Consider the following 20,391-nt stretch of genomic DNA (forward strand, 5'->3'; position numbering starts at 1 on the left):
GCCTGTCGCGGAGCGACACGTGTCAGCAGGCGTACGCCTCCAGACGCTGGGCCCGCTCCGGCGCGCGCAGCTTGAGCAGCGTCACCTTCTCGATCTGCCGGATCCGCTCCCGGGACAGGCCGAACTCCCGGCCCACCTCGTCCAGGGTGCGCTGCCGGCCGTCGTCGAGACCGAACCGGAGCCGGATGACCGCCTGCTCCCGCTGGGACAGGGTGGCCAGCACGATGCTCACCTCGTTGCGCAGTTCGCCCTGCGCGGCCGCGTCGCCCGGCTCGGTACGCGGGTCCACCGCGGCCACGAAGTCACCGAGCGCGCTCTCGCCGTCGTCACCGACGGCCTGGTCCAGGCTGACCGGCTCCCGGTCGTAGGAGATCAGCTCGATGACCTGGATCTCGGGGATCTCCAGCGCCCGGGCGACCTCGGCGACAGTGGGTTCGCGGCCCAGCGTCACCGCAAGCTCGCGGCGGGCCCGCACCATCCGGTTGACCTGCTCGACCATGTGCACCGGGATGCGGATGGTGCGGGCCTGGTCGGCCATGGCGCGGGTGATCGCCTGCCGGATCCACCAGGTGGCGTACGTGGAGAACTTGTAGCCCTTGGCGTAGTCGAACTTCTCCACCGCCCGGATCAGGCCCAGGTTGCCCTCCTGGATGAGGTCGAGGAAGGCCATGCCGCGACCCGTGTAGCGCTTGGCGATGCTGACCACCAGCCGCAGGTTCGCCTCCAGCAGGTGGTCCTTGGCCGCGCGGCCCTCCGCGACGATCAGCTCCAGATCGGCCCGCAACTCCTCGGAGACCGGGGTGCAGGTGGCCAGCTTCTCGTCGGCGAACAGGCCGGCTTCGACGCGGCGGGCCAGGTCGACCTCCTGCGCGGCGGTCAGCAGCTTCGTCCGACCGATCCCGTTGAGGTACGCCCGAACCAGGTCGGTGGAGATGCCACGCTCGTCGGTGGCGTCCAGGTCGGCGAGAGCCTCGACGGGCCCGTCGGTGTCGGTGCTGGTGCTCGGGCGGGTCCGGTGTTCCGTCATCTGCAGGGCCATCTCTGTCTCTCCCCGTATCCACGTCTGTGCCGTGTCTTCCGGCCCAGTGGTGCCGGTGTGACACACAGCTTGGCGGGCGGGACGTGAAACGGGAGTGAGGCGATCGGGCACCCGACAGGAACCGGTCGGATCGCCGGTGCGGTGTGTCGTCAGGCTGTGTTCCGCCGGTCAGAGGTCCAGGACGAGCGTCTGGGGGCCGACGTTGACGCTCTCGACGAGCATGTGGGTGCGGAAGCGACCGGTCTCGACAGTGGCGCCGCGCTGGCGTAGCGCGTCGACGACCGCCGTCACCAGCGGCTCGGCCACCTCGGCGGGGGCGGCGGCGAGCCAGCTCGGCCGGCGGCCCTTGCGGGCGTCGCCGTAGAGGGTGAACTGGCTGACCACCAGGATCGGCGCGCCGATGTCGGCGGCGGACACCTCGTCGTCAAGGATGCGCAGCTCGTGCACCTTCCGGGCCATCGTCTCGGCGGTCTGCCCGGTGTCGGTGTGGGTCACCCCGAGCAGCACCAGCAGGCCGTTCTCGATCGCGCCGACCACCTCGCCGTCCACAGTCACGCTGGCCCGCCCGACGGTCTGCACCACCGCCCGCATCAGGCGATCACCGGCTCGATGAAGCCCCGCTCCACCAGGTGCGCCACGATCGGGCCGGCGGCCTCGGCCATCTCGTCCGGCTCGACGTCGTGTGCCGCCGCGAGCAGGGCGAGCTGGTCACGCAGCGGCAGCCGGCCGTCGGCCCCGCCGACGAGCGCCAGCACCAGCGGGTCGATCTCCTCGGTCCAGCGCAGGCCGTGCGGCATCGCGAGGACCTGCCGGTCCACCGCCCAGCCCTCGTCGCCCATGGTGGCCTCCTGCCGCAGTTGGAGGCCGTCGGCGGCCCGGTAGCGCTCGGCGAGCAACGCCTCGGTGCCGCGTACTCGCAGGAAGTCCTGTCGGTCGAACCAGGCGGCGATCTGGTCGCCCAGCGGCGGCTGCACCCGCTGGCGCAGGTCCTCGACCCGGACCACCGGGTCGGCGTGCCCACCGCGGCGCAGCGACACGATGCCGAAGCCGATCCCCTCCACCTTGTGCGCGTCGAACCAGTCCAGCCAGGCGGCCATCCGCTGCGGGTCGGCGGTCTCGCCGACGTCGGTGAGCCACAGGTCGACGTACGCCATCGGGTCGGCCACCTCGCGCTGGATCACCCAGGCGTCCAGCCCGGTCCCGGTGAACCAGCCGGCCACCCGCTCGTCCCACTCCTCGCCGGCGACGTGCACCCAGTTCGCCAGGTACTGCATGGTGCCGCCCTCGGTGAGCAGGCCGGGAGCGGCGGCGGCCAGCTCGGCGCCGATCGCGTCGCCGACCCGGCCGGAGTCGCGGTAGACGTGCGTGGTGGTGCCCGGACCGACCACGAACGGTGGGTTGCTCACCACCAGGTCGAAGCGTCGGCCGGCCACCGGTGCGACCAGGTCGCCACGCAGCAGTTCCCAGTCCTGACCGTTGAGGGCGGCGGTGGTCGCCGCGAAGCGCAGGGCCCGCTCCGACAGGTCGGTGGCGGTCACCGAGTTGGCGTGGGTGGCCAGGTGCAGAGCCTGTACGCCGGAGCCGGTGCCCAGGTCCAGTGCGGTGTCGACCGGGCGGCGCATCGTCGCGCCGATCAGGGTCTGGGTGGCCCCGCCGATGCCGAGCACGTGCTCGGCGTGCAACGGCTGGCCCGGTCGGGCGCTGGCCGGCACGTCGGCGAGCACCCACCAGTCGTCGCCGTACGGCTCGAGGTCGACGCCGGCGCGCAGACCGTCGCCGTACCGCTGGACAAGCCCGCCGGTGAGCGCCTCCTCGAGGCTCAACGGCGCCAGCGCGGCGGCCACCGCCGCCTCCGACTCGGTCTGGTCGCAGATGAACACCCGGATCAGGGTGGCCAGCGGATCGAGGTCCTCGGTGGCGCGCAGCGCGGCCCGGTAGTCGTTGCGGGCCACCGACGCGGTGGCCTGCGGGCCGAGGCGCGCGGCGATGCCCGCGCTGGTGAATTCGGCCTCGGTCAGCGCGGTGCGCAGCGCGTCGACACCGGCGGGGGAGAGCAGCATGTCGTGTTCGTCCACGCCGCCATCCTGCCCCTCCGGGCGGAACGCGCGGTCACCACCCACGGGATTCGACGTCGGCGTCGGGCAGGTGCGCGGTCGTCCCGGGTGCCGCCGTGATGTCCCCGGGCACCAGCGGTCCTGGCGTGGAAGGCACGACAGTCGCCAGGTGTCGGCGCGCCGCCAGCCGATCGGCGATAAGGGCGAACAGCGAGATGGCCAGCACGTCGACGATCACCAGTTGCCAGGGCGCGTCGGCCACCGTCTCGTCCGCGGTGAGCCCGCCGAACGCGGCCGCCAGGGAGAAGGCGATCAGGTTGTTCGCCACGTGCAGCCCGATCGCCGCTTCGAGCCCGCCGGTCCGGATCGTCAGCCAGCCGCACAGCGCGCCCATCACGACCAGGTCCAGGACGCCCCAGCCCGTGCCGAACCCGTGCGCCCCGGCGAACAGCAGCGCCTGGAGGCCGATCGCCGGCCAGGGCGAGCGCAGGTACGAGCCGACGGCCTGCACCAGCCAGCCCCGGAAGACGTACTCCTCGGCCGCGGCCTGGAAGGGCACCAGCAGCAGGACGATCAGCAGGCCGGCGGCAAACTCCGGCGCACCCACCCACGCGTCGGCCGGGCCCAGCAACGAATCCTCGTCGGTGGTCAGGCCGAGCAGCAGGTCCGCGCCGAGCACCATGCCGATGATCAGTGGTGCGGCGATCAGCAGGCAGCGGCCCAGCCAGCCCCACCGCAGTCGACCCGTCACCGAGGAGACCGTGCCGGCGGGACGCCGTTCCACGAGTCGGGCGGTGGCGAGTACCAGGGGGAGCAGGAGCGCCAGAGCGGCGATCAGGATCGCCGCGTCCGGGACCGGGCCGAAGACGGGCAGCCCGTCGGCGTCGCTCGGCCGGTCCGTGAGTTCGGCCACGACGGTGACGACACCGAAGAGCAGGCACATCCCCACCACCGCCGCCCCGGCCAGGGCGACGGTGCCGGCGATTGGGCGCCACCAGCGGTACCGGGTGGTGCGGCCGAGCCGGTGGTACGGGGAACCGGGCGGGGCGCTCTGCGACATGTCTTCGATCATGGCAGCCGGGCCGTCCGGCTCGTCAATCGCACCGGCGGCGTTCCCGCACGGAGCGCGGGCGGCGCCGTACGGAGCGTCGGTCTCCGCCCGAGCCGGTACGCCAGGCAGGATGTCCCCATGACGCTCGTACTGCCCATCGACCCGGAGGCCAACCGGCTGCTGGAGCGCAGCCCGCTGGCCCTGCTCCTCGGCATGGTCCTCGACCAGCAGGTACCGATGGAGAAGGCGTTCTCCTCGCCGTACGTGCTCGCCCAGCGGCTCGGCCACGAGTTGGACGCGGCGGAGCTGGCCGGGTACGACCCGGAGGCGCTTGTCGCACTCTTCGCCACCCCTCCCGCGCTGCACCGGTTCCCGAAGGCGATGGCCGCCCGGGTGCAGGAGGTGTGCCAGGTCCTCGTGGACCGGTACGACGGGGACGCGTCCCTGCTCTGGTCCGACGTCACCGAGGGTCCGGAGCTGCTGCGCCGGGTGTCCGAGCTGCCCGGCTTCGGCAAGCAGAAGGCACAGATCTTCGTGGCGCTGCTCGGCAAGCGGTTCGGGGTGACGCCGCAGGACTGGCGGGAGGCGGCCGGCGGGTACGGCGACCCGGGCGCGTACCGGTCGGTGGCCGACGTCACCGACGCCGACTCGCTGCGCCGGGTGCGGGAGTACAAGCAGCAGATGAAGGCGGCGGCCAGGGCGAAGACCGCCGGCGACTGACCCGGTGGCTCAGGCGGCGGTGGGGTGCGCCAGTGACGCCAGCGCGCGCCGGACGTCGGCAAGCGAGACGGTGGCGGAGTCGTCCAGATCGGCCAGGCCCGCCTCGATCCACTGCCGCATAAGCGTGGTGACGCCGATGCCGCGGGCGTCGGCGGCGGCGCGTACCCGCTCGTAGGTGTCCAGCGGGAGCCGGACCGACCGGCTGACCATCGGCACGTCGGTGTCGGGAGTGGGCAGGTCCACCGCCGGGCTCTCGTCGATCAGATCGGCGATCCGGTCGTCGCCGCTGTGGAACTGCTTGGTCGCGTCGTTACGGTGCATCGTCACGGCCCCCCTCATCGGCGATCTCTCCGTACGGCTTCGTCGTAGCGCTTGGACTCGACGTCGCTCAGCTCGCGGGCGGAGAGGATGTCCCAGTCGTTGTCGGTGCCATCGGCTTCGGCGAGCAGCACGGCCAGTCGGCGGCCCCGGCGGGCGGCGGCGTAGACCACCATCACGTCGTCGCCCAGGTGGCGGATCACCCGTCGGGCGCTGTGCAGCGCCTCCCAGACTTCCCCGGGTGTGACGTCGTAGACCCTCAGGTTGGCCAACGCCTCGTCGGTGAAGCTGAACCTGCTGCCCACTGCGGGAGCGTACCACGGGCGTAACACGCACCGGATCACTCGAAGTTCGCTGATCACGGTCCCGCGGTGACAGGATGAGGCGTAACCCCCTCGAGGAGGTCCATGGTGAAGCGGCAGGCGTACCAGCCGATTCTGATCACCGACGCCTCGCGCAGCCAGAACGATCAGCTCACCAGCCGTCAGCGCCGCTACGTCCTGATGATGGGCATCCGGGTGGCCTGCATCGTCGCCGGCGCGATCCTGGTCGGCGCGAACGCTCCACTGCTGTGGCTCTGGCTGCCCCTGTGCGCCCTCGGCATGGTGCTCATCCCGTGGCTTGCCGTGCTGCTGGCCAACGACCGGCCGCCCAAGGAGCAGCACCGGCTGGCCAACCGGTTCCACCGGCGGCAGGTGGACGACACCCCGCCGATGAGCCTCACCGCCGAGGAACGCCCCCACAAGGTCATCGACGCCGAACCCTGACCCGTCCCCGGGCCAGGGTCCGACAGGTCACGGCCGTGGCCGCGCGCCGACGACCAGGGCAGCGCGCCGAACGCTAGGGCTGCGGTCGTGCGCCCACGGTGGAGACGGCCAGCGCGCCCAGGTCGGTGGCGCGGCCCATGGCGGCCGCCGGTGTGGCGCCGCCGAGCCAGGCGGTGAGCAGGCCGGCCGCGAAGGCGTCGCCCGCGCCCGTCACGTCCACCACCGCGACCCGCCGCGCCGGGGCCACGCTGACCACCGAACCCCGGTCCACCCAGACCGCGCCCGCCGCGCCGCGCTTGACCACGACCCGCCGGGCCGTCGCCGACAACGCCCGGCCCTGCGCCGCCGGGTCTAGCCCGCCCGCCAGCACCGTCGCCTCGTCCGCGTTCACCAGCAGCAGGTCGACATCGCGTACCCAGGCCAGGAACGCCGCGGCGCCGACCCGCCGCAGCGGCGCCGCGGACGCCGCGTCGACGCTTGTGGTCAGCCCGCGCTCGCGGGCCGCGGCCAACGCCCGCAGTCCCGCGCCGCGCGACCCGGCGTCCAGCAGGGTGTACGCGGACAGGTGCAGATGCCCGGCGTCGGGCAGCGCCGCGAGGGCCCGCTCGACGTGCCCGTCGCTCAGCCGCAGGTTCGCGCCCCGCTGGGTGACCATCGTGCGTTCGTCGTCACCGGCCAGCACGATCACCGTGCCGGTCGGCACGTCGGCGACCCGCTGCACGGCGCAGTCGACGCCGGCCCGGTCGAGTTCGGCAACCCGGTCCCGTCCCGCCTCGTCGTCGCCCACCGCGCCGACGAGCGTGACGGGCACCCCCTGCGCGGCGACCCAGGCGGCGGTGTTGGCCGCCTGCCCACCACCGCCGAGGCTGATCTCGGCTGTGGTGTCCGAACCGGCCGCGAGCGGCCCCGCCAGTACCGCGACGACATCGGTGAGCACGTCCCCGACGACGACCACCCGGGCCGCTTGGGTCATGCCGCGACGGCGGTGTTGCGGGCTGCCGAGGCGACCGCGATCCGCGCGGCCAGGTCGGCGTTGCGCAGGATGATCCGGACGTTCACCGCCAGGCTCGCGCCCTCGGTGGCCGAGTGGAAGTGCGCCAGCAGGTACGGCGTGACGGCCTTGCCGGTGATCCCGTCGCGCTCCAGCCGGGCCAGACCGTCGGTCAGGGTCCGGTCGTGCAGCTCCGGGTCGAGCTGCTCGTCCACCGGCAGCGGGTTGGCGATGATCAGGCCGCCGGTGTGCACCGCCAGTCCGTCGCGGGCGGCGAGCACGTCCGCGACCTGCTCCGGCGACTCCAGCGACCAGTCCAGGTCGAATCCGCCGTCGGTCAGGTAGAAGCCGGGGAAGCGGTGGGTGCGGTAACCGACCACCGCGACCCCGAGCGTCTCCAGCCGCTCCAGCGTCGCGCCCACGTCGAGGATCGACTTGACCCCCGCGCAGACCACAGCGATCGGCGTCCGGGCCAGGGTGATCAGGTCCGCCGACTCGTCGAAGGTGTGCGCCGCCTCCCGGTGCACCCCGCCGAGACCGCCTGTGGCGAACACCCCGATCCCGGCCGCGGCGGCCACGGCGCTGGTCGCGGCCACGGTGGTGGCGCCGTCCGCCCCGGTCGCCGCGGCCACCGCCAGGTCGCGTACGGAGAGCTTGCTCACGCCGTCGACGGTGGCCAGCCGGGTCAGCTGCGCGTCGTCCAGGCCGACCACCAACTCGCCGCCGACCATGCCGATGGTCGCCGGGACGGCCCCGGCGTCCCGGACCGTCTGCTCGATCTCCCGGGCGACCCGCAGGTTCTGCGGCCGGGGGAGGCCGTGCGAGACGATGGTGCTCTCCAGGGCGACGACGGGCCGGCCGTCGCGCAGGGCGTGGGCGACGTCGGTGCCGTAGCTGATGCGAAATTCAGTCACGTTGAGCACGGTACGGGGTCGGGGTCCCGCCGGCCTCAAGTGGACCCGGCCGTGATGACCTGCCAAACTTGACGGTTGGAGGTGCAGACGTGAGCACAGAGGTTCTCGAACGTCCGGAGCTGAAGGACGCCGACACCGGTCCCGAGATGTTCCACTACGTCCGCAAGGAGAAGATCGCCGAGAGTGCCGTCATGGGCACCTTCGTCGTCGCGCTCTGCGGGGAGACCTTCCCGGTCACCAAGGCCGCCAAGCCCGGTTCGCCGGTCTGCCCCAAGTGCAAGGAGATCTACGACTCGTACCGCGAGTGAAGCCCGGCCGGCCATCCGGCCGGCGACGTAGCCTGCGGCGGTGACCACCTCCACCGCCCTGCTCCTCGCCGACCTGACCGGGGTCGCGGTGTTCGCCGCCTCGGGCGCCTCGGCCGCGGTGGCCAAGCGACTGGACCTGTTCGGCGTCGCGTTCGTCGGCTTCGTGGCCGCGCTCGGCGGCGGGATCCTCCGCGACCTGGTCATCGACGAGGTGCCGCCGCTGGCCTTCGCCGACTGGCGGTACGCGGCCACCGCCGCGATCACCGCGCTCGCCGTGTTCTGGCTGCATCCGCAGCTCGCCCGACTGCGCACCACGGTGCTGGTGCTCGACGCGGCGGGCCTCGCGCTGTTCACCGTGACCAGCACGCTCAAGGCCCTCGACGCCGGGGTGCCCGCCGTCGGCGCCTGCCTGATCGGCATGCTCACCGCGATCGGCGGCGGGCTCGCCCGGGATCTGCTCACCGCCGAGATCCCGGTGGTGCTGCGCCGGGAGATCTACGCCCTGGCCGCGCTGGCCGGCTCGGTCCTCGTGGTCCTGCTGTACGCCACCGGACAGACCGGCCCGGTGCCCCTCACCGCCGCTGCCGTGCTGGTCTTCGGGCTGCGCCTGATCGCGCTGCGTCGGCGCTGGTCCGCCCCCGTGGCGACGCTGCGACCGCCGCGCACCGGCGGCCCGGAGTGGTGAGGCGCCGTTCCGCTGGGGTGGCAGATGTGACCAGCGTGGCGTCGCCTGGGCTGTGCGGCCCGCTCTGGTTATGCTGAGTCGGCCTTCGCGGCAGCTACTGCGCGGAGGCGTTTTCATGGGCGGCGGTTCTCGTGGCCCTCGCCCCGGGTCCGCCGTCGTGCGGTCGGAGAGGAGCTTCGCGTGGCAGCCCGGACGCCGGTGCTCGAGACGTTCCCGGCACTACGTGCCTGGCAGCGCAAGGCCCTGGTGGAGTACCTGCGCCGGCGCACCGAGGACTTCACAGCGGTCGCCACACCCGGCGCCGGCAAGACCACCTTCGCCCTGCGGATCGCAGCGGAACTGCTCGCCGACGGCACCGTCGAGGCGGTCACCGTGGTCGCCCCCACCGAGCACCTGAAGAGCCAGTGGGCGGAGGCCGCCGCCCGGGTGGGCATCCAGCTCGACGCCGCGTTCCGCAACGCCGACGTGCACTCGGCTGCCGACTTCCACGGCGCGGTCATCACCTACGCCCAGGTCGGAATGGCCCCACAGGTGCACAGGCGGCGCACCATGACCCGGCGCACCCTGGTCATCCTCGACGAGATCCACCACGCCGGCGACTCCCGCACCTGGGGCGACGGGGTGAAGGCCGCCTTCGAGCCGGCCGTACGACGGCTGATGCTCACCGGGACACCGTTCCGCTCCGACGACAACCCCATCCCGTTCGTCAGCTACGAGCGGGGCGGGGACGGGCTGCTGCGCTCCCGCGCCGACTCGGTGTACGGCTACTCCGACGCCCTGCGCGACGGCGTCGTGCGGCCGGTGCTCTTCCTGGCGTACTCCGGGGAGACCCGGTGGCGCACCAACGCCGGGGATGAGCTGGCGGCCCGGCTCGGCGAGCCGATGACCCAGGACCTGGTGGCTCAGGCGTGGCGTACCGCCCTGGACCCGGCCGGGGACTGGATGCCCCAGGTGCTGCGGGCCGCCGACGCCCGACTCACCGTGCTGCGCAACGCCGGAATGCCCGACGCCGGCGGCCTGATCATCGCCACCGACCAGCAGACCGCCCGCTCGTACGCCAAGCTGATCGAGCAGGTGACCGGCGAGAAGGCCGCCGTGGTGCTCTCCGACGACCAGGGCGCGTCCGCGCGGATCGCGACGTTCGCGGCGTCCGACCAGCGGTGGCTGGTCGCGGTGCGGATGGTGTCCGAAGGGGTCGACATCCCCCGCCTCGCGGTCGGGGTCTACGCCACAAGCGCCAGCACCCCGCTCTACTTCGCGCAGGCGATCGGCCGGTTCGTGCGGGCCCGACGCCCCGGGGAGACCGCGTCGGTCTTCCTGCCCAGCGTGCCGCACCTGCTCGGCCTGGCCAGCGAGATGGAGACCGAGCGGGACCACGTGCTCGGCAAACCCAAGGATTCCGACGGCCTCGACGACGACCTGCTGGAACGGGCACAGCGCGACGACCAGGCCAGCGGGGAGTTGGAGAAGCGTTTCGCCGCTCTCTCGGCGACCGCCGAGCTGGACCAGGTGATCTTCGACGGCGCGTCGTTCGGCACCGCCGCCCAGGCCGGCACCCCCGAGGAGGAGGAGTACCTCGGCCTGCCCGGCCTGCTCACCGCCGACCAGGTGTCCCTGCTGCTGGCCAAGCGGCAGGCCGCCCAACTCGCCGCCCAACGCCGCCGGACCGCCGATGGGGCCGCTCAGCCGGCCGCTGCGCCCGCCGCAGCGCCTCCGGCAATGAGTGCCGCCCAGCGTCGTGTGGCGCTCCGGCGCCAACTGAACGCCCTCGTGGCCGCCCGCCACCACCGCACGGGCCAGCCCCACGGCAAGATCCACGCCGAGTTGCGCCGGCTCTGCGGCGGGCCGCCCAGCGCCCAGGCCACCATCGAGCAACTCGAAGAACGCATCGCCACCGTACAAACCCTCTGACCTCACCACCCACCGGCACCGGCGGTTGTAGTGGTGTCCACGTGTCGCTGAGGCCACTACTTCCGCGGTTCGAGCGCGAGGCGCGGCGATCCACACAGTTTCAGGGATGTTGCTGCCTCCCCGGCGTCTGAGGCAGCAACATCCCTGAAGTTGTGCAGATCTTGGCGAACCTCAGGCGGTGCGGCGTGCGGCCTGACCAGAGGTGCGGCGTGCGGGACGATCGGGGCGCGAGACAGCGAAAAAGCCGGCCGGAGGCACCCTCGGGGTACCTCCGGCCGGCTATGTCGGTTTGCGGATCTAGTTCGCCATCAACTCGGCGCCACGCCAGCTGAAATCGGGCTCCGTTGCGAACCGCTCGGTGATCTTCACGAGATCCTCCGCGTACTTGTTCGCGTGGTGCCCACAGAACACCAGCTCGCTCCCACCCGCCAGAGTGATCCGGAGCTTCCCGGCAGCATTGCAGCGGTCGCACCGTTCATCGGCGGCTGGGGGCGCCACCGTCTCGGGCGGCGGCGTGAGGGTCGGGGTCATCGCCTTCCTCCTCTGGTCGTCACCGATGAACAATCTCTTCGGTCGTTGCTCACCTATCGTGCAACACCCTTGACGGGCCTTGCCTTCCCTGTGTGCCCGCGGGGGACCGAGGTCACACATGGCAGGGACAGTGTGCCGTGCACCCAGGGTGCCACGTCAACGATCACATTCGTGCATCCGGACGATCACCATCTGGTGTTGCACACCAGGTGGTCAAAACGACACGTTCGGTTGACGAAACCCGGTCAGTCCAGGTAATCCCGCAGGACCTGCGAACGCGACGGGTGCCGCAGCTTGGACATCGTCTTGGACTCGATCTGCCGGATCCGCTCCCGGGTCACCCCGTAGACCTGGCCGATCTCGTCGAGCGTCCGCGGCTGGCCGTCGGTCAGGCCGAACCGCAGGCGTACGACACCCGCCTCACGCTCGGAGAGCGTCTGCAGGACCTGCTGGAGCTGGTCCTGCAGGAGCGAGAAGGAGACGGCGTCGACCGCGACCACTGCCTCGGAGTCCTCGATGAAGTCACCGAGCTGGCTGTCGCCCTCGTCGCCGATGGTCTGGTCCAGTGAGATGGGCTCCCGGGCGTACTGCTGGATCTCCAGCACCTTCTCCGGTGTGATGTCCATCTCCTTGGCCAGCTCCTCCGGCGTGGGCTCGCGGCCCAGGTCCTGGAGCAGCTCGCGCTGTATGCGGCCCAGCTTGTTGATGACCTCGACCATGTGCACCGGGATGCGGATGGTGCGGGCCTGGTCGGCCATGGCGCGGGTGATCGCCTGCCGGATCCACCAGGTGGCGTACGTGGAGAACTTGTAGCCCTTGGTGTAGTCGAACTTCTCCACGGCCCGGATCAGGCCGAGGTTTCCCTCCTGGATGAGGTCGAGGAAGGCCATGCCGCGACCCGTGTACCGCTTCGCGAGGGAGACGACGAGGCGGAGGTTGGCCTCCAGCAGGTGGTTCTTGGCGCGTTCGCCGTCGCGGGAGATCCAGCCGAGGTCGCGGACCATCTCACGGGTGAGCTTCTCCTCGCCCTCGTCGGCCGCGCGCAGCCGCTCCGCGGCGTAGAGCCCGGCCTCGATGCGCTTGGCCAGCTCCACCTCCTGCTCGGCGTTGAGCAGGGGGACCTTGCCGATCTGCTTCAGGTACGCGCGGACCGAGTCGGCGGAGGCGGTCAGCTCGGCGTCGCGCCGGGCCTGCTTGAGCGCCTCGGACTCCTCGTCGTCCCACTCGAAGTCGTTGTCGGTGGCGGAGGCGGCGGCGTCGGTCTCGGCGGCCTGGGCCAGCTCGGCCGGCTCCTCGACGACGACGTCCTCGATCGTGGCGGCGAGCTCCTCGGGGTCGATTTCGCCGTCGGCGCCCTCGCCCTTGGTCTTGCCGGCGGCCTTGGCCGGCTTGGCGCCGGCTGCCGCGGCGACCGTCGCCTTGGTGGCCCTGGTCGACTTGGTTGCCTTCGCCGGCGCGGCGGCGGCAGCCACGTCGGCGGTGCTGCCGGCGGCCTTGCGGGGGGCGACCTTGCGCGGGGCGGGCGTCGCCGGCGCCTCGTCGGAGGCGGGCGCCTGCTTCGGGGCGGGGGCGGCGGCCTTCTTGGTGGTCTTGGCGGTGGTGGCCCGGGACGCCGGCGTCGTGGACCGGGCCGCGGCGACCCGGCGGCGGGTGCTCGCCGAGCCGTCCACCACCACGGTCACTCCCGCCTCGGAGAGCGCCCGCAGGATCTTCTTGGCCTGGGCCGGAGTCACCTCGGCGGACTCGACGGTGCGCGCGAGCTGGGCCGACGTGAGCTGACCACCGGCGCTCTGCGCGTGGGCGATCAGGGTGTCGGTGAGCGAGCGAACGTCGGCGCCGGTCTGGCGGGGTTCTGTCACGAATGACCTTCCGGAGGCGAAGAGCGGGCACGGCCGGGTCGTCCGGCACAGCATGGGTCAACCAGGCCGGGCGATGTGGTTGAGGGGCCCCCGTGTCCCGGGCCGGCCGGTGGTCGGCGGTCCGTGGCGCGTGGGCAGGGGTGAATTGTAACGCCGACTGCGGGGATCATCCTGCGCCGCACTGCGTAACGGCGGTGAGACCGCCGATTCGGCGCTGATGTGGACTTTGTAAGGATGATACTCGCGTACGGGCTGAGGGCTCGACCGTCGTCGCCGGCTGACGGTTGACCAGCGATGGTTGCCGTGGGCGGGCCGGGGAGCTGGGCACTTAGCGCACATTACCAATACAAAGCGGACATGCCGGTCAGACCCGACACTGGCCGGCGTCGTTTCGTCGCCGCGACGATGGATCATGGTGGGGCCGCAGGGCGCCGCGTGTGGAAAGGGACGAACCATGACCGGCTCGACGCCGACGCCGCAGGAGCTGCTCACGATCGCGATGGACGTGGCCCGGGAGGCGGCGGACACCGCGTACCGGATGCGGGCCGCGGGGGTCGAGGTCGCCGCGACCAAGTCCACGATCACCGACGTGGTCACCGCCGCCGACCGGGCCGTCGAGCGGCAGGTCCTGGACGCCCTGGCCACGATCCGCCCCAACGACTCGGTGCTCGGCGAGGAGTACGGCGAGGAGCCCGGCGCCGGTGCCCCCGGCGCGACGGGCAGCGGGGTGCGGTGGATCGTCGACCCGATCGACGGCACGGTCAACTACCTGTACGGGCTGGCGCACAGCGCCGTCTCGCTGGCCGCCGAGGTCGACGGGGTGGTCGTCGCCGGGGTGGTCCGCAACGTGTTCACCGGCGAGGAGTGGACGGCCACCCTCGGCGGCGGCGCCTGGCGGGCAGGGCAGCGGTTGCGGTGCTCGACGGAGACCGACCTCGGGCAGGCGCTCGTCGCCACCGGCTTCGGCTACGACGCCGCGCGCCGCTCGCACCAGGCCCGGGTGGTCGCCGGACTGATCGCGCACGTGCGGGACATCAGGCGCCTCGGCGCCGCCGCCCTGGACCTCTGCCTGGCCGCCGAGGGGCGGGTGGACGCGTACTTCGAGAAGGGTCTGGCGGCCTGGGACCAGGCCGCCGGCGGGTTGGTGGCGAGCGAGGCGGGGCTGCGGGTGGCCGGCCTGCGCGGGCTGCCGGCCGGCCCGGACCTGGTCATCGCGGCGCCGGAGGCCCTCTTCGCGCCGCTGCACGACCGCCTGGACGACCTGGACGCCGCCGGCGGCCCCTGAGACGCCGCGGGCCGCCCGACTACTTCTTGACCGGCATCGGGCAGGTGCCCTTGGGCGCCTCCGGCGCCCCGGAATCGCCGAGCGACTGGTTGACCTCGGTGGTGGTGGCCAACTGCTGGAAGCCGTTGCCGAGTACGACGTCCACCGTGTCGTCGGTGCGCTTCTCGTCGTAGCCCGGGTCGGCGTTGTTGAGGAAGTACGCCTGCAGCAGGTGCGCCGAGCCGACGCCCTTCGGGCCGTACCGCAGCACCGCGATGCCGTCGACCTGCTTCTTCTCGTTCGCGGTCTTCTTGACCTGGAACTGCCGGTTGCTGAACTCGTCGGCGACCGTGCGGGCCAGGCCGGGCTGGTTCGTGGCGTTGTAGACGTTGATCTTCACGTCCTTGCGCTCGCGCAGGGTCAGGTCGGCCAGGGGCCAGCCCTCGGGGCAGCCCGCGGCGGTGCCCGCCTTGCCCTGGCTGTCGCGGACCACGGCCATGACGACGAAGACCAGGGCGATGACCGCCAGCAGACCGACGACGACGAGTGCTCGAACTCGCGCGAAACTCATCAGGGCACTCCCCGGGACGTCAGGTGGGTGGCAACGATCTCTGACCGCCGGCCGTCGAATACGCCGCTGAGGTTAACGGTTGTCCGGCCGTCGCGTGGAAACAGTCCGACATGCCGGCGCGGCGACCGCGAACCGGGTACTACTACCCCTATCTTCGTGTCGCCTGAGTCACATTGGGAACAACTTCGCGTGCTGGGGCGTACATCTCAGCCGCAAGGGCGGTATACATGCCTCGCCCAAGGGGGGGTAAGGTTCCGCGCTCGCAGGGGAGTCGCCCCAGCGTTCCCCACCCGTTCGGTCCCCGGGTCGGGTGCCCGACACAAGTGGTGGCCGGCCAGCGGAACCGAAACAGCGTCGTCCGGCGTTACAACCGGGAAGCGACAACATCGATATGGGAGAGTGAAACCGATGGCCACCGACTACGACGCCCCGCGTCGCGACGAGGTCGACCTCGGCGAGGACAGCCTGGAAGAGCTCAAGGCACGGCGGGTCGACTCACAGTCGGGCGCGGTGGACGTTGACGAGGCCGAGGTGGCCGAGAGCTTCGAGCTGCCCGGCGCCGACCTGGCCGACGAGGAGCTCACGGTCAAGGTGCTACCGATGCAGCAGGACGAGTTCCGGTGCGCCCGCTGCTTCCTGGTACATCACCGCAGCCAGCTGGCTGTCGAGCGCAACGGCGAGCTGATCTGCCGCGAGTGCGTCTGACACGCATGACACCAGCGGCGGCCTCCTGATCGGGGCCGCCGCTCCCGGTGTAGCAGTGCGTCTCCGGTGGGTACCTGCTTGACTCGTAACGGGTAGCCCACAGCACCGGGAGGTCCGACCCATGAGCGATCGAGGCGAGACCACCGACGGTGGTGCCGACGACCTCGGCGCCACCGTTGCCGCGTTGACCGCGGACGACATCGAGCCGGCCCGACGCCGTCAACTGCTGACACGCATGGTCGGGCAGGCCCGCGCCCGGGGGATCTCCGACCTGTTCAAGCCGCGCTCCGCCGTACGGTGGATGGTCGACACCGTCGCCGAGATCGCCCCGCACGTGCCGGTACGGGATCTGGCCACGCTGCGCGCGCACTTTCCGGGGCTGGACGACACCGCCCTGGCCGAGCGCCTGATCCGTAACGCGTCGCGGACCACCGCGGCGATCGGCGCGGCCGGTGGGGGAGTCGCCGCCGTCGAGTGGACGGTGGCACCGACTTTGCTCTCCGCACCGGTGCTGCTCGCCGCCGAGACCGTCGCCGTGGTGGCGGTGGAGCTGAAGCTGGTAGGCGAGCTGCACGAGATCCACGGCGTGGAGCTGCCGAGCACCGGCAGCCAACGGGCGGTCACCCTTGTGCACTCGTGGGCCACCCAGCGCGGCGTCAACCCGATGGTGCCCGGTGTCGGGGTGGGCGCGGTGCTCGGCACCGCCGCCCGCAAGGAGCTGCGGGACATGCTGCTGCGGCGCTTCGGCCGGAACCTCACCACGCTCGGGCCGTTCCTCACCGGCGCGGCGGTGGCCAGCTTCCTGAACCGTCGGGCCACCCAGCAGATGGCCGAGCAGCTTCAGGTGGACCTGCGCCGCCGTGGCATCGCCCGACCGGCGCCACCGCCGGAGCTGCCCGGGCCGCCCACCGGCACCTGAGCGGGTCGTCGACGTCGGATCAGCTCGGCTCGCCGGCCGACCGGTCGGCGAGCCGCAGCGCGTCACGGGCGGCCAGCACCGCCTCGGCCAGCTCGACCGGGCGCCTGGTGCTCACCACCCAGAAGGGCGTCGGGTCGGCCGGATCGTCGAGCACCACCTGCACGGCGCCGCCGATCCACGGCCGCTGCACCACGAAGGCGAGCGGATCCGCGCCCACCCCCAGCACCTCACGGCGGCCGGCGGCGTCCAACGGGACGACGTCGGCCACGAACCGTACCGGCAGTCGGGCGTCGTCCACCCGCAGTTCGGCGTCCACGACCGCGACCCGGATCCGACCCAGCCACCACAGCCCGGCGGCAGTCGCCGGCAGCAGCACCGCGAACGGCAGCCAGGCGCGGACGCCGGAGGCGCCCATCCAGATCTCGACGGCCAGCAGCGCGGCGGCCACCAGCCCCGCCAGCCACAGCCACCAGGGCAGGTCCAGCCGTTCGGCGTACGCCGGGCGGGCCGTCGCGGGCGACTGACCGGCGGACGGGGAGGGCGACATGCTCACTCCTGCGAGGGTACGGCGCACGACGGGCCGGCCAACCGGCAGGATGGCAGGGTCACCCCGTGAACCGGACAGAAGAGGGGACCCGTGACCGACGTCGTACCCGTGCCCGTGCGGCAGCTCGACGGTGAGCTGCCGCTGCCCACGTACGCCCATCCCGGCGACGCCGGCGCCGACCTGGTGGCGGCCACGGACGTGGAGTTGCCGCCCGGCGGCCGCGCCCTGGTGCCCACCGGCGTCGCCATCGCGTTGCCGGAGGGGTACGTGGGTCTGGTCCACCCCCGCTCCGGCCTGGCGGCGAGGCTCGGCGTGACCGTGCTCAACGCGCCCGGTACGGTCGACGCCGGCTACCGGGGTGAGATCCTGGTCAACCTGATCAACCATGATCGGGACACACCGGCGAAGATCTCCCGCGGCGACCGGATCGCCCAGCTCGTGGTGCAGCGGGTCGCGCGGGCCCGGTTCGAGCCGGTGGCCGAGCTGCCCGGGTCCCGACGGGGAACCGGTGGGCACGGCTCCACCGGCGGACACGCCGGGCTGGTGCCGACGCCGGCGGGTCAGGGTCGGGTCGAGCAGCGGCCGGACGAGCCGGGACGCGGGCGGACGGAAGAGGTGGCAGGGTGAGTGTGAACAGCGGAGGGTGGGCGCAGTGATCTTCTCCCGAAAGCGGGCAGGTGCCGAGCGGCGCACCCGCGACGAGCGGACCACCGAGGTCCTCGACCAGGGTGCCGAGGCGTCGGCGCTGGTGCGCGGCCCGTACGACATCTCCGAGGTCGACGACGACGTGCAGCGGCTCGACCTGGGCAGCCTGCACATCCCGGCGATCGCCGAGGTGGAGGTGCGGGTGCAGGCCGACCCGCAGGGCGTGGTCCAGCAGGTGGTGCTCGTGCACGGGGACAACGCGTTGCAGCTCGGCGTCTTCGCCGCCCCCCGGTCCGAGGGGATCTGGGACGAGGTGCGCGAGGAGATCCGCCAGTCGTTGCTGCGCGACGGTGCCGCCGCGCAGGAAGTCGAGGGCGAGTACGGCCCCGAACTGCACGCCCAGGTACGGACCCCGGACGGTCCGACGAACCTGCGGTTCGTCGGTGTCGACGGGCCGCGCTGGATGGTCCGCGGTGTCTTCCAGGGTCCGGTCGCGACCGACCCGGCCGCCGCCGGTCCGCTGGCCGAGTGCCTGGAGGGCCTGGTGGTCGACCGGGGCCAGGAGGCGAAGCCGGTCCGCGAGCCGCTGCCGCTGCGGCTGCCCCGGGAGATCGCCGACCAGGCCGGCGCCGAGAGCGGCTCCGCCGTCGCCGAGCCGCGCCAGGTCTGACCGACGCGCACGGCCCGCCGGAACCCGCCCCGTCGGCGTACGCTGGCGGCACGGTTCCGGCGCCGCCGGGGCCGGTCGAGACCGGTGAGCGTGGAGAGGGTGACGCGGAGGTCATGATGACCGACGAGGGCAGGGTGTCGCTGCGGCGGCTCCTGCAGCGGTTCACCGCCAGCGAGGCCGAGATCGACGCGCAGGAGCTGCGTCGGGAGAGCGCCGAGTGCGGCGGCATCCCGGCCCAGATGTGCTCCCGGGGTCAGGTGGTGTCGGTCGCCGGTCGGCTGCGCACCGTGGTCTACACCCCGCGGACCAACCTGCCGACGCTCGAGGCCGACCTGTACGACGGCAGTGATGTCGTCACCCTGGTCTGGCTGGGCCGACGGCACATCGCCGGGATCGAGCCGGGGCGGCACCTGACCGCCCGCGGCCGGGTGGCGGTGCGCGACGACCGCAAGGTCATCTACAACCCGTACTACGAGCTGGACGCGCCCAAGTGACGGCACTGCGGACGGAAGGCCGGCGATGACCACGGGACAGGACCGGGCGGCGCAGCCGGACACCGGCTCCGAGGACGACGAGCGCCTGCCGACGATCGCCGAGCAGATGGCCGACCAGCTCGGCGGGTGGCGGGGGCTGGTGGAGTCCAGCATCCCGGTGGTGGTCTTCGTCCTGGCCAACATCATCGGCGAGCTGCGGCCCGCCGTGATCGCCTCGGTGACGGTGGCGGTGCTGATCGCCGGGCTGCGGCTGGCGCAGCGTCGGCCGATCCGGCACGCGATCAACGGGCTCTTCGGCGTCGGTGTCGGCGCGGCCATCGCCTGGCGTACGGGCGACGAACGGGACTTCTACCTGCCGGGCATCCTCTACGGCATCGGCTACGGCGTGGCGCTGCTGATCTCGGCGGCCATCCGGCAGCCGCTTGTCGGCTGGATCTGGTCGGTGCTGGTCGCCAAGGGCCGCTCGGAGTGGCGGGCCGACCCGAAGCTGGTGCGCACCTTCACCCAGCTGACGGTGCTCTGGGGCGTGGTCTGGCTGGCCAAGGTCGGCGTGCAGGCCGGCCTCTACCTGGCCCACCAGGACACCGCGCTGGGCGTGGCCCGGTTGGCCCTGGGCTACCCGCCGTACGCGCTGCTGCTGCTGATCACCGTCTGGACGGTGCGCCGGGTCACCCGGGAGCCGCAGCCCACCCCGCTGCCCGGCGCCTGAGCGTTCCAGGCGACCCTCAGCGGCGCGGTCAGCGCGAGCCGCGGGTCCGTTCCACGCTGTCCGGGCCGAGGATCACCGCGCGGACGTCGTCCTCCACCTCGGCGGTGCAGACGAAGATCAGCTCGTCGCCGGCCTCGATCGGGTCGTCCGGGCTGGGCACCAGGACCCGCTTGCCGCGCAGGATCGCCACCAGCGCGGAGTCGCGGGGCAACGGGACGGCGTGGATGGGCTGGCCGACGTAGGGCGCGGTCGGCGGCAGGGTGATCTCGACCAGGTTGGCCTCGCCCTGCCGGAAGGTCATGAGCCGGACCAGGTCGCCGACGGTGACCGCCTCCTCGACCAGCGCGGCCATCACGCGCGGCTTGCTCACCGCGACGTCCACGCCCCACTGCTCGGTGAAGAGCCACTCGTTCTCGGCCCGGTTGACCCGGGCCACCACGCGCGGCACCGCGAACTCGGTCTTGGCCAACAGCGACAGCACCAGGTTGGTCTTGTCGTCGCCGGTGGCCGCGACCACCACGTCACACCCGGCGACGTTTGCCTCCTCCAGGCTGGCCACCTCGCACGCGTCGGCGAGCACCCACTCGGCGGCCGGCACCCGCTCGGGGCGCAGCATCTTCGGCTGGCGCTCGATGAGCATCACCTGGTGGCCGTTGTCGATCAGCTCCTGGGCGATGGAGCGGCCCACGTTGCCCGCGCCCGCGATGGCGACCCGCATG

25 protein-coding genes are annotated in these 20,391 nt (G+C 72.5%); 12 read left to right on the plus strand and 13 right to left on the minus strand.

Features of this window, described 5'->3' with window-relative positions:
- Nucleotides 1-22: 22 nt before the first annotated feature.
- From sigB to ACFY1S_RS05315, 4 genes are all read right to left on the minus strand, one after another.
- Nucleotides 23-1,039: an RNA polymerase sigma factor SigB gene (gene sigB / locus ACFY1S_RS05300; protein ID WP_387113050.1), complete on the minus strand. Its 1,017-nt coding sequence runs from the start codon at nt 1,037-1,039 to the stop codon at nt 23-25.
- 168 nt (nt 1,040-1,207) lie between these two features.
- Entirely contained in the window at nt 1,208-1,630 is a 423-nt protein-coding gene (gene dtd / locus ACFY1S_RS05305; protein ID WP_387113052.1) for a D-aminoacyl-tRNA deacylase, read from the minus strand.
- Nucleotides 1,630-3,114: a methyltransferase gene (locus ACFY1S_RS05310; RefSeq protein WP_387113054.1), complete on the minus strand. Its 1,485-nt coding sequence runs from the start codon at nt 3,112-3,114 to the stop codon at nt 1,630-1,632. The genes dtd and ACFY1S_RS05310 overlap by 1 nt, the downstream gene beginning before the upstream one ends.
- Nucleotides 3,115-3,148: 34 nt before the next feature.
- Nucleotides 3,149-4,153, minus strand: coding sequence for a CPBP family intramembrane glutamic endopeptidase (locus tag ACFY1S_RS05315; protein WP_387113056.1), 1,005 nt, complete (start codon nt 4,151-4,153; stop codon nt 3,149-3,151).
- 129 nt (nt 4,154-4,282) lie between these two features.
- On the opposite strand from ACFY1S_RS05315, the gene ACFY1S_RS05320 reads away from it, so the two are divergent.
- Entirely contained in the window at nt 4,283-4,864 is a 582-nt protein-coding gene (locus ACFY1S_RS05320) for an HhH-GPD-type base excision DNA repair protein (protein WP_387113058.1), read from the plus strand.
- Nucleotides 4,865-4,873: 9 nt separating this feature from the next.
- On the opposite strand, the gene ACFY1S_RS05325 is transcribed toward ACFY1S_RS05320, so the two are convergent.
- A complete protein-coding gene (locus ACFY1S_RS05325; protein WP_124771984.1) occupies nt 4,874-5,185 on the minus strand; it encodes a hypothetical protein in 312 nt (103 codons plus the stop codon).
- A 14-nt stretch (nt 5,186-5,199) separates the two neighbouring features.
- Nucleotides 5,200-5,487: a hypothetical protein gene (locus ACFY1S_RS05330; protein ID WP_124771959.1), complete on the minus strand. Its 288-nt coding sequence runs from the start codon at nt 5,485-5,487 to the stop codon at nt 5,200-5,202.
- Between the two features lie 102 nt (nt 5,488-5,589).
- Here ACFY1S_RS05330 and ACFY1S_RS05335 point away from each other — a divergent pair, with 102 nt between their 5' ends.
- Nucleotides 5,590-5,949 carry a DUF3099 domain-containing protein gene (locus ACFY1S_RS05335; protein WP_357987199.1) on the plus strand — a complete coding sequence of 120 codons (360 nt, stop codon included), beginning with the start codon at nt 5,590-5,592 and terminating at the stop codon, nt 5,947-5,949.
- 73 nt (nt 5,950-6,022) lie between these two features.
- Here the strand turns inward: ACFY1S_RS05335 and ACFY1S_RS05340 are convergent, their stop codons facing one another.
- Together ACFY1S_RS05340 and ACFY1S_RS05345 are read right to left on the minus strand one after the other, a co-directional pair.
- Nucleotides 6,023-6,922: a carbohydrate kinase family protein gene (locus ACFY1S_RS05340; RefSeq protein ID WP_387113061.1), complete on the minus strand. Its 900-nt coding sequence runs from the start codon at nt 6,920-6,922 to the stop codon at nt 6,023-6,025.
- Nucleotides 6,919-7,854, minus strand: a complete 936-nt coding sequence (locus ACFY1S_RS05345; RefSeq protein WP_387113063.1) for a pseudouridine-5'-phosphate glycosidase — start codon at nt 7,852-7,854, stop codon at nt 6,919-6,921. The genes ACFY1S_RS05340 and ACFY1S_RS05345 overlap by 4 nt, the downstream gene beginning before the upstream one ends.
- A gap of 89 nt (nt 7,855-7,943) precedes the next feature.
- On the opposite strand from ACFY1S_RS05345, the gene ACFY1S_RS05350 reads away from it, so the two are divergent.
- From ACFY1S_RS05350 to ACFY1S_RS05360, 3 genes are all read left to right on the plus strand, one after another.
- Complete coding sequence (locus tag ACFY1S_RS05350) at nt 7,944-8,162, plus strand: DUF3039 domain-containing protein (protein WP_007456912.1); 219 nt, start codon at nt 7,944-7,946, stop codon at nt 8,160-8,162.
- A 40-nt stretch (nt 8,163-8,202) separates the two neighbouring features.
- A complete protein-coding gene (locus tag ACFY1S_RS05355) occupies nt 8,203-8,847 on the plus strand; it encodes a trimeric intracellular cation channel family protein (RefSeq protein ID WP_387113065.1) in 645 nt (214 codons plus the stop codon).
- Nucleotides 8,848-9,027: 180 nt separating this feature from the next.
- Nucleotides 9,028-10,758 carry a DEAD/DEAH box helicase gene (locus ACFY1S_RS05360; protein WP_387113067.1) on the plus strand — a complete coding sequence of 577 codons (1,731 nt, stop codon included), beginning with the start codon at nt 9,028-9,030 and terminating at the stop codon, nt 10,756-10,758.
- A 297-nt stretch (nt 10,759-11,055) separates the two neighbouring features.
- On the opposite strand, the gene ACFY1S_RS05365 is transcribed toward ACFY1S_RS05360, so the two are convergent.
- Nucleotides 11,056-11,289, minus strand: coding sequence for a hypothetical protein (locus tag ACFY1S_RS05365; protein ID WP_139586187.1), 234 nt, complete (start codon nt 11,287-11,289; stop codon nt 11,056-11,058).
- 245 nt (nt 11,290-11,534) lie between these two features.
- On the minus strand, nt 11,535-13,148 hold the full coding sequence (locus ACFY1S_RS05370; protein ID WP_387113069.1) for an RNA polymerase sigma factor: 1,614 nt from the start codon (nt 13,146-13,148) through the stop codon (nt 11,535-11,537).
- A 454-nt stretch (nt 13,149-13,602) separates the two neighbouring features.
- Between ACFY1S_RS05370 and ACFY1S_RS05375 the strand changes: the two genes are divergently transcribed.
- Nucleotides 13,603-14,433, plus strand: a complete 831-nt coding sequence (locus ACFY1S_RS05375) for an inositol monophosphatase family protein (protein ID WP_387113071.1) — start codon at nt 13,603-13,605, stop codon at nt 14,431-14,433.
- A gap of 19 nt (nt 14,434-14,452) precedes the next feature.
- On the opposite strand, the gene ACFY1S_RS05380 is transcribed toward ACFY1S_RS05375, so the two are convergent.
- On the minus strand, nt 14,453-14,983 hold the full coding sequence (locus ACFY1S_RS05380; protein WP_387113073.1) for a LytR C-terminal domain-containing protein: 531 nt from the start codon (nt 14,981-14,983) through the stop codon (nt 14,453-14,455).
- 408 nt (nt 14,984-15,391) lie between these two features.
- On the opposite strand from ACFY1S_RS05380, the gene ACFY1S_RS05385 reads away from it, so the two are divergent.
- Both ACFY1S_RS05385 and ACFY1S_RS05390 read left to right on the plus strand, forming a co-directional pair.
- Nucleotides 15,392-15,688 (plus strand): DUF4193 domain-containing protein, encoded by a 297-nt coding sequence (locus ACFY1S_RS05385; protein ID WP_007075406.1) that lies wholly within the window; start codon nt 15,392-15,394, stop codon nt 15,686-15,688.
- Nucleotides 15,689-15,809: 121 nt separating this feature from the next.
- Nucleotides 15,810-16,607: a hypothetical protein gene (locus tag ACFY1S_RS05390; protein WP_364366360.1), complete on the plus strand. Its 798-nt coding sequence runs from the start codon at nt 15,810-15,812 to the stop codon at nt 16,605-16,607.
- Nucleotides 16,608-16,626: 19 nt separating this feature from the next.
- On the opposite strand, the gene ACFY1S_RS05395 is transcribed toward ACFY1S_RS05390, so the two are convergent.
- Nucleotides 16,627-17,154 carry a DUF3093 domain-containing protein gene (locus ACFY1S_RS05395; RefSeq protein WP_387113076.1) on the minus strand — a complete coding sequence of 176 codons (528 nt, stop codon included), beginning with the start codon at nt 17,152-17,154 and terminating at the stop codon, nt 16,627-16,629.
- Between the two features lie 90 nt (nt 17,155-17,244).
- On the opposite strand from ACFY1S_RS05395, the gene dut reads away from it, so the two are divergent.
- The 4 genes from dut (at nt 17,245) to ACFY1S_RS05415 (ending at nt 19,672) form a co-directional block, all read left to right on the plus strand.
- On the plus strand, nt 17,245-17,781 hold the full coding sequence (gene dut, locus ACFY1S_RS05400) for a dUTP diphosphatase (protein ID WP_364366357.1): 537 nt from the start codon (nt 17,245-17,247) through the stop codon (nt 17,779-17,781).
- A 25-nt stretch (nt 17,782-17,806) separates the two neighbouring features.
- On the plus strand, nt 17,807-18,469 hold the full coding sequence (locus ACFY1S_RS05405; protein WP_387113078.1) for a DUF3710 domain-containing protein: 663 nt from the start codon (nt 17,807-17,809) through the stop codon (nt 18,467-18,469).
- Between the two features lie 113 nt (nt 18,470-18,582).
- The gene (locus ACFY1S_RS05410; protein WP_364366351.1) at nt 18,583-18,963 is read left to right on the plus strand and encodes an OB-fold nucleic acid binding domain-containing protein; all 381 of its coding nucleotides are present in this window, start codon (nt 18,583-18,585) and stop codon (nt 18,961-18,963) included.
- Between the two features lie 25 nt (nt 18,964-18,988).
- On the plus strand, nt 18,989-19,672 hold the full coding sequence (locus ACFY1S_RS05415; RefSeq protein ID WP_364366348.1) for a DUF3159 domain-containing protein: 684 nt from the start codon (nt 18,989-18,991) through the stop codon (nt 19,670-19,672).
- Nucleotides 19,673-19,700: 28 nt separating this feature from the next.
- Here the strand turns inward: ACFY1S_RS05415 and ACFY1S_RS05420 are convergent, their stop codons facing one another.
- Nucleotides 19,701-20,390, minus strand: a complete 690-nt coding sequence (locus ACFY1S_RS05420) for a potassium channel family protein (protein WP_387113081.1) — start codon at nt 20,388-20,390, stop codon at nt 19,701-19,703.
- Nucleotide 20,391: the final 1 nt, after the last annotated feature.

Source organism: Micromonospora sp. NPDC000663 (genome assembly GCF_042898105.1).
GTDB lineage: Bacteria > Actinomycetota > Actinomycetes > Mycobacteriales > Micromonosporaceae > Micromonospora.

Excerpts from the sequence above, each read along its gene's own strand:
- sigB (WP_387113050.1), bottom strand. The coding sequence starts at position 1,039 with ATGGCCCTGCAGATGACGGAACACCGGACCCGCCCGAGCACCAGCACC.
- dtd (WP_387113052.1), bottom strand. The coding sequence starts at position 1,630 with ATGCGGGCGGTGGTGCAGACCGTCGGGCGGGCCAGCGTGACTGTGGAC.
- ACFY1S_RS05315 (WP_387113056.1), bottom strand. The coding sequence starts at position 4,153 with ATGTCGCAGAGCGCCCCGCCCGGTTCCCCGTACCACCGGCTCGGCCGC.
- ACFY1S_RS05320 (WP_387113058.1), top strand. The coding sequence starts at position 4,283 with ATGACGCTCGTACTGCCCATCGACCCGGAGGCCAACCGGCTGCTGGAG.
- ACFY1S_RS05325 (WP_124771984.1), bottom strand. The coding sequence starts at position 5,185 with ATGCACCGTAACGACGCGACCAAGCAGTTCCACAGCGGCGACGACCGG.
- ACFY1S_RS05335 (WP_357987199.1), top strand. The coding sequence starts at position 5,590 with ATGGTGAAGCGGCAGGCGTACCAGCCGATTCTGATCACCGACGCCTCG.
- ACFY1S_RS05340 (WP_387113061.1), bottom strand. The coding sequence starts at position 6,922 with ATGACCCAAGCGGCCCGGGTGGTCGTCGTCGGGGACGTGCTCACCGAT.
- ACFY1S_RS05365 (WP_139586187.1), bottom strand. The coding sequence starts at position 11,289 with ATGACCCCGACCCTCACGCCGCCGCCCGAGACGGTGGCGCCCCCAGCC.
- ACFY1S_RS05375 (WP_387113071.1), top strand. The coding sequence starts at position 13,603 with ATGACCGGCTCGACGCCGACGCCGCAGGAGCTGCTCACGATCGCGATG.
- ACFY1S_RS05380 (WP_387113073.1), bottom strand. The coding sequence starts at position 14,983 with ATGAGTTTCGCGCGAGTTCGAGCACTCGTCGTCGTCGGTCTGCTGGCG.
- ACFY1S_RS05385 (WP_007075406.1), top strand. The coding sequence starts at position 15,392 with ATGGCCACCGACTACGACGCCCCGCGTCGCGACGAGGTCGACCTCGGC.
- ACFY1S_RS05390 (WP_364366360.1), top strand. The coding sequence starts at position 15,810 with ATGAGCGATCGAGGCGAGACCACCGACGGTGGTGCCGACGACCTCGGC.
- ACFY1S_RS05395 (WP_387113076.1), bottom strand. The coding sequence starts at position 17,154 with ATGTCGCCCTCCCCGTCCGCCGGTCAGTCGCCCGCGACGGCCCGCCCG.
- ACFY1S_RS05410 (WP_364366351.1), top strand. The coding sequence starts at position 18,583 with ATGATGACCGACGAGGGCAGGGTGTCGCTGCGGCGGCTCCTGCAGCGG.
- ACFY1S_RS05415 (WP_364366348.1), top strand. The coding sequence starts at position 18,989 with ATGACCACGGGACAGGACCGGGCGGCGCAGCCGGACACCGGCTCCGAG.
- ACFY1S_RS05420 (WP_387113081.1), bottom strand. The coding sequence starts at position 20,390 with ATGCGGGTCGCCATCGCGGGCGCGGGCAACGTGGGCCGCTCCATCGCC.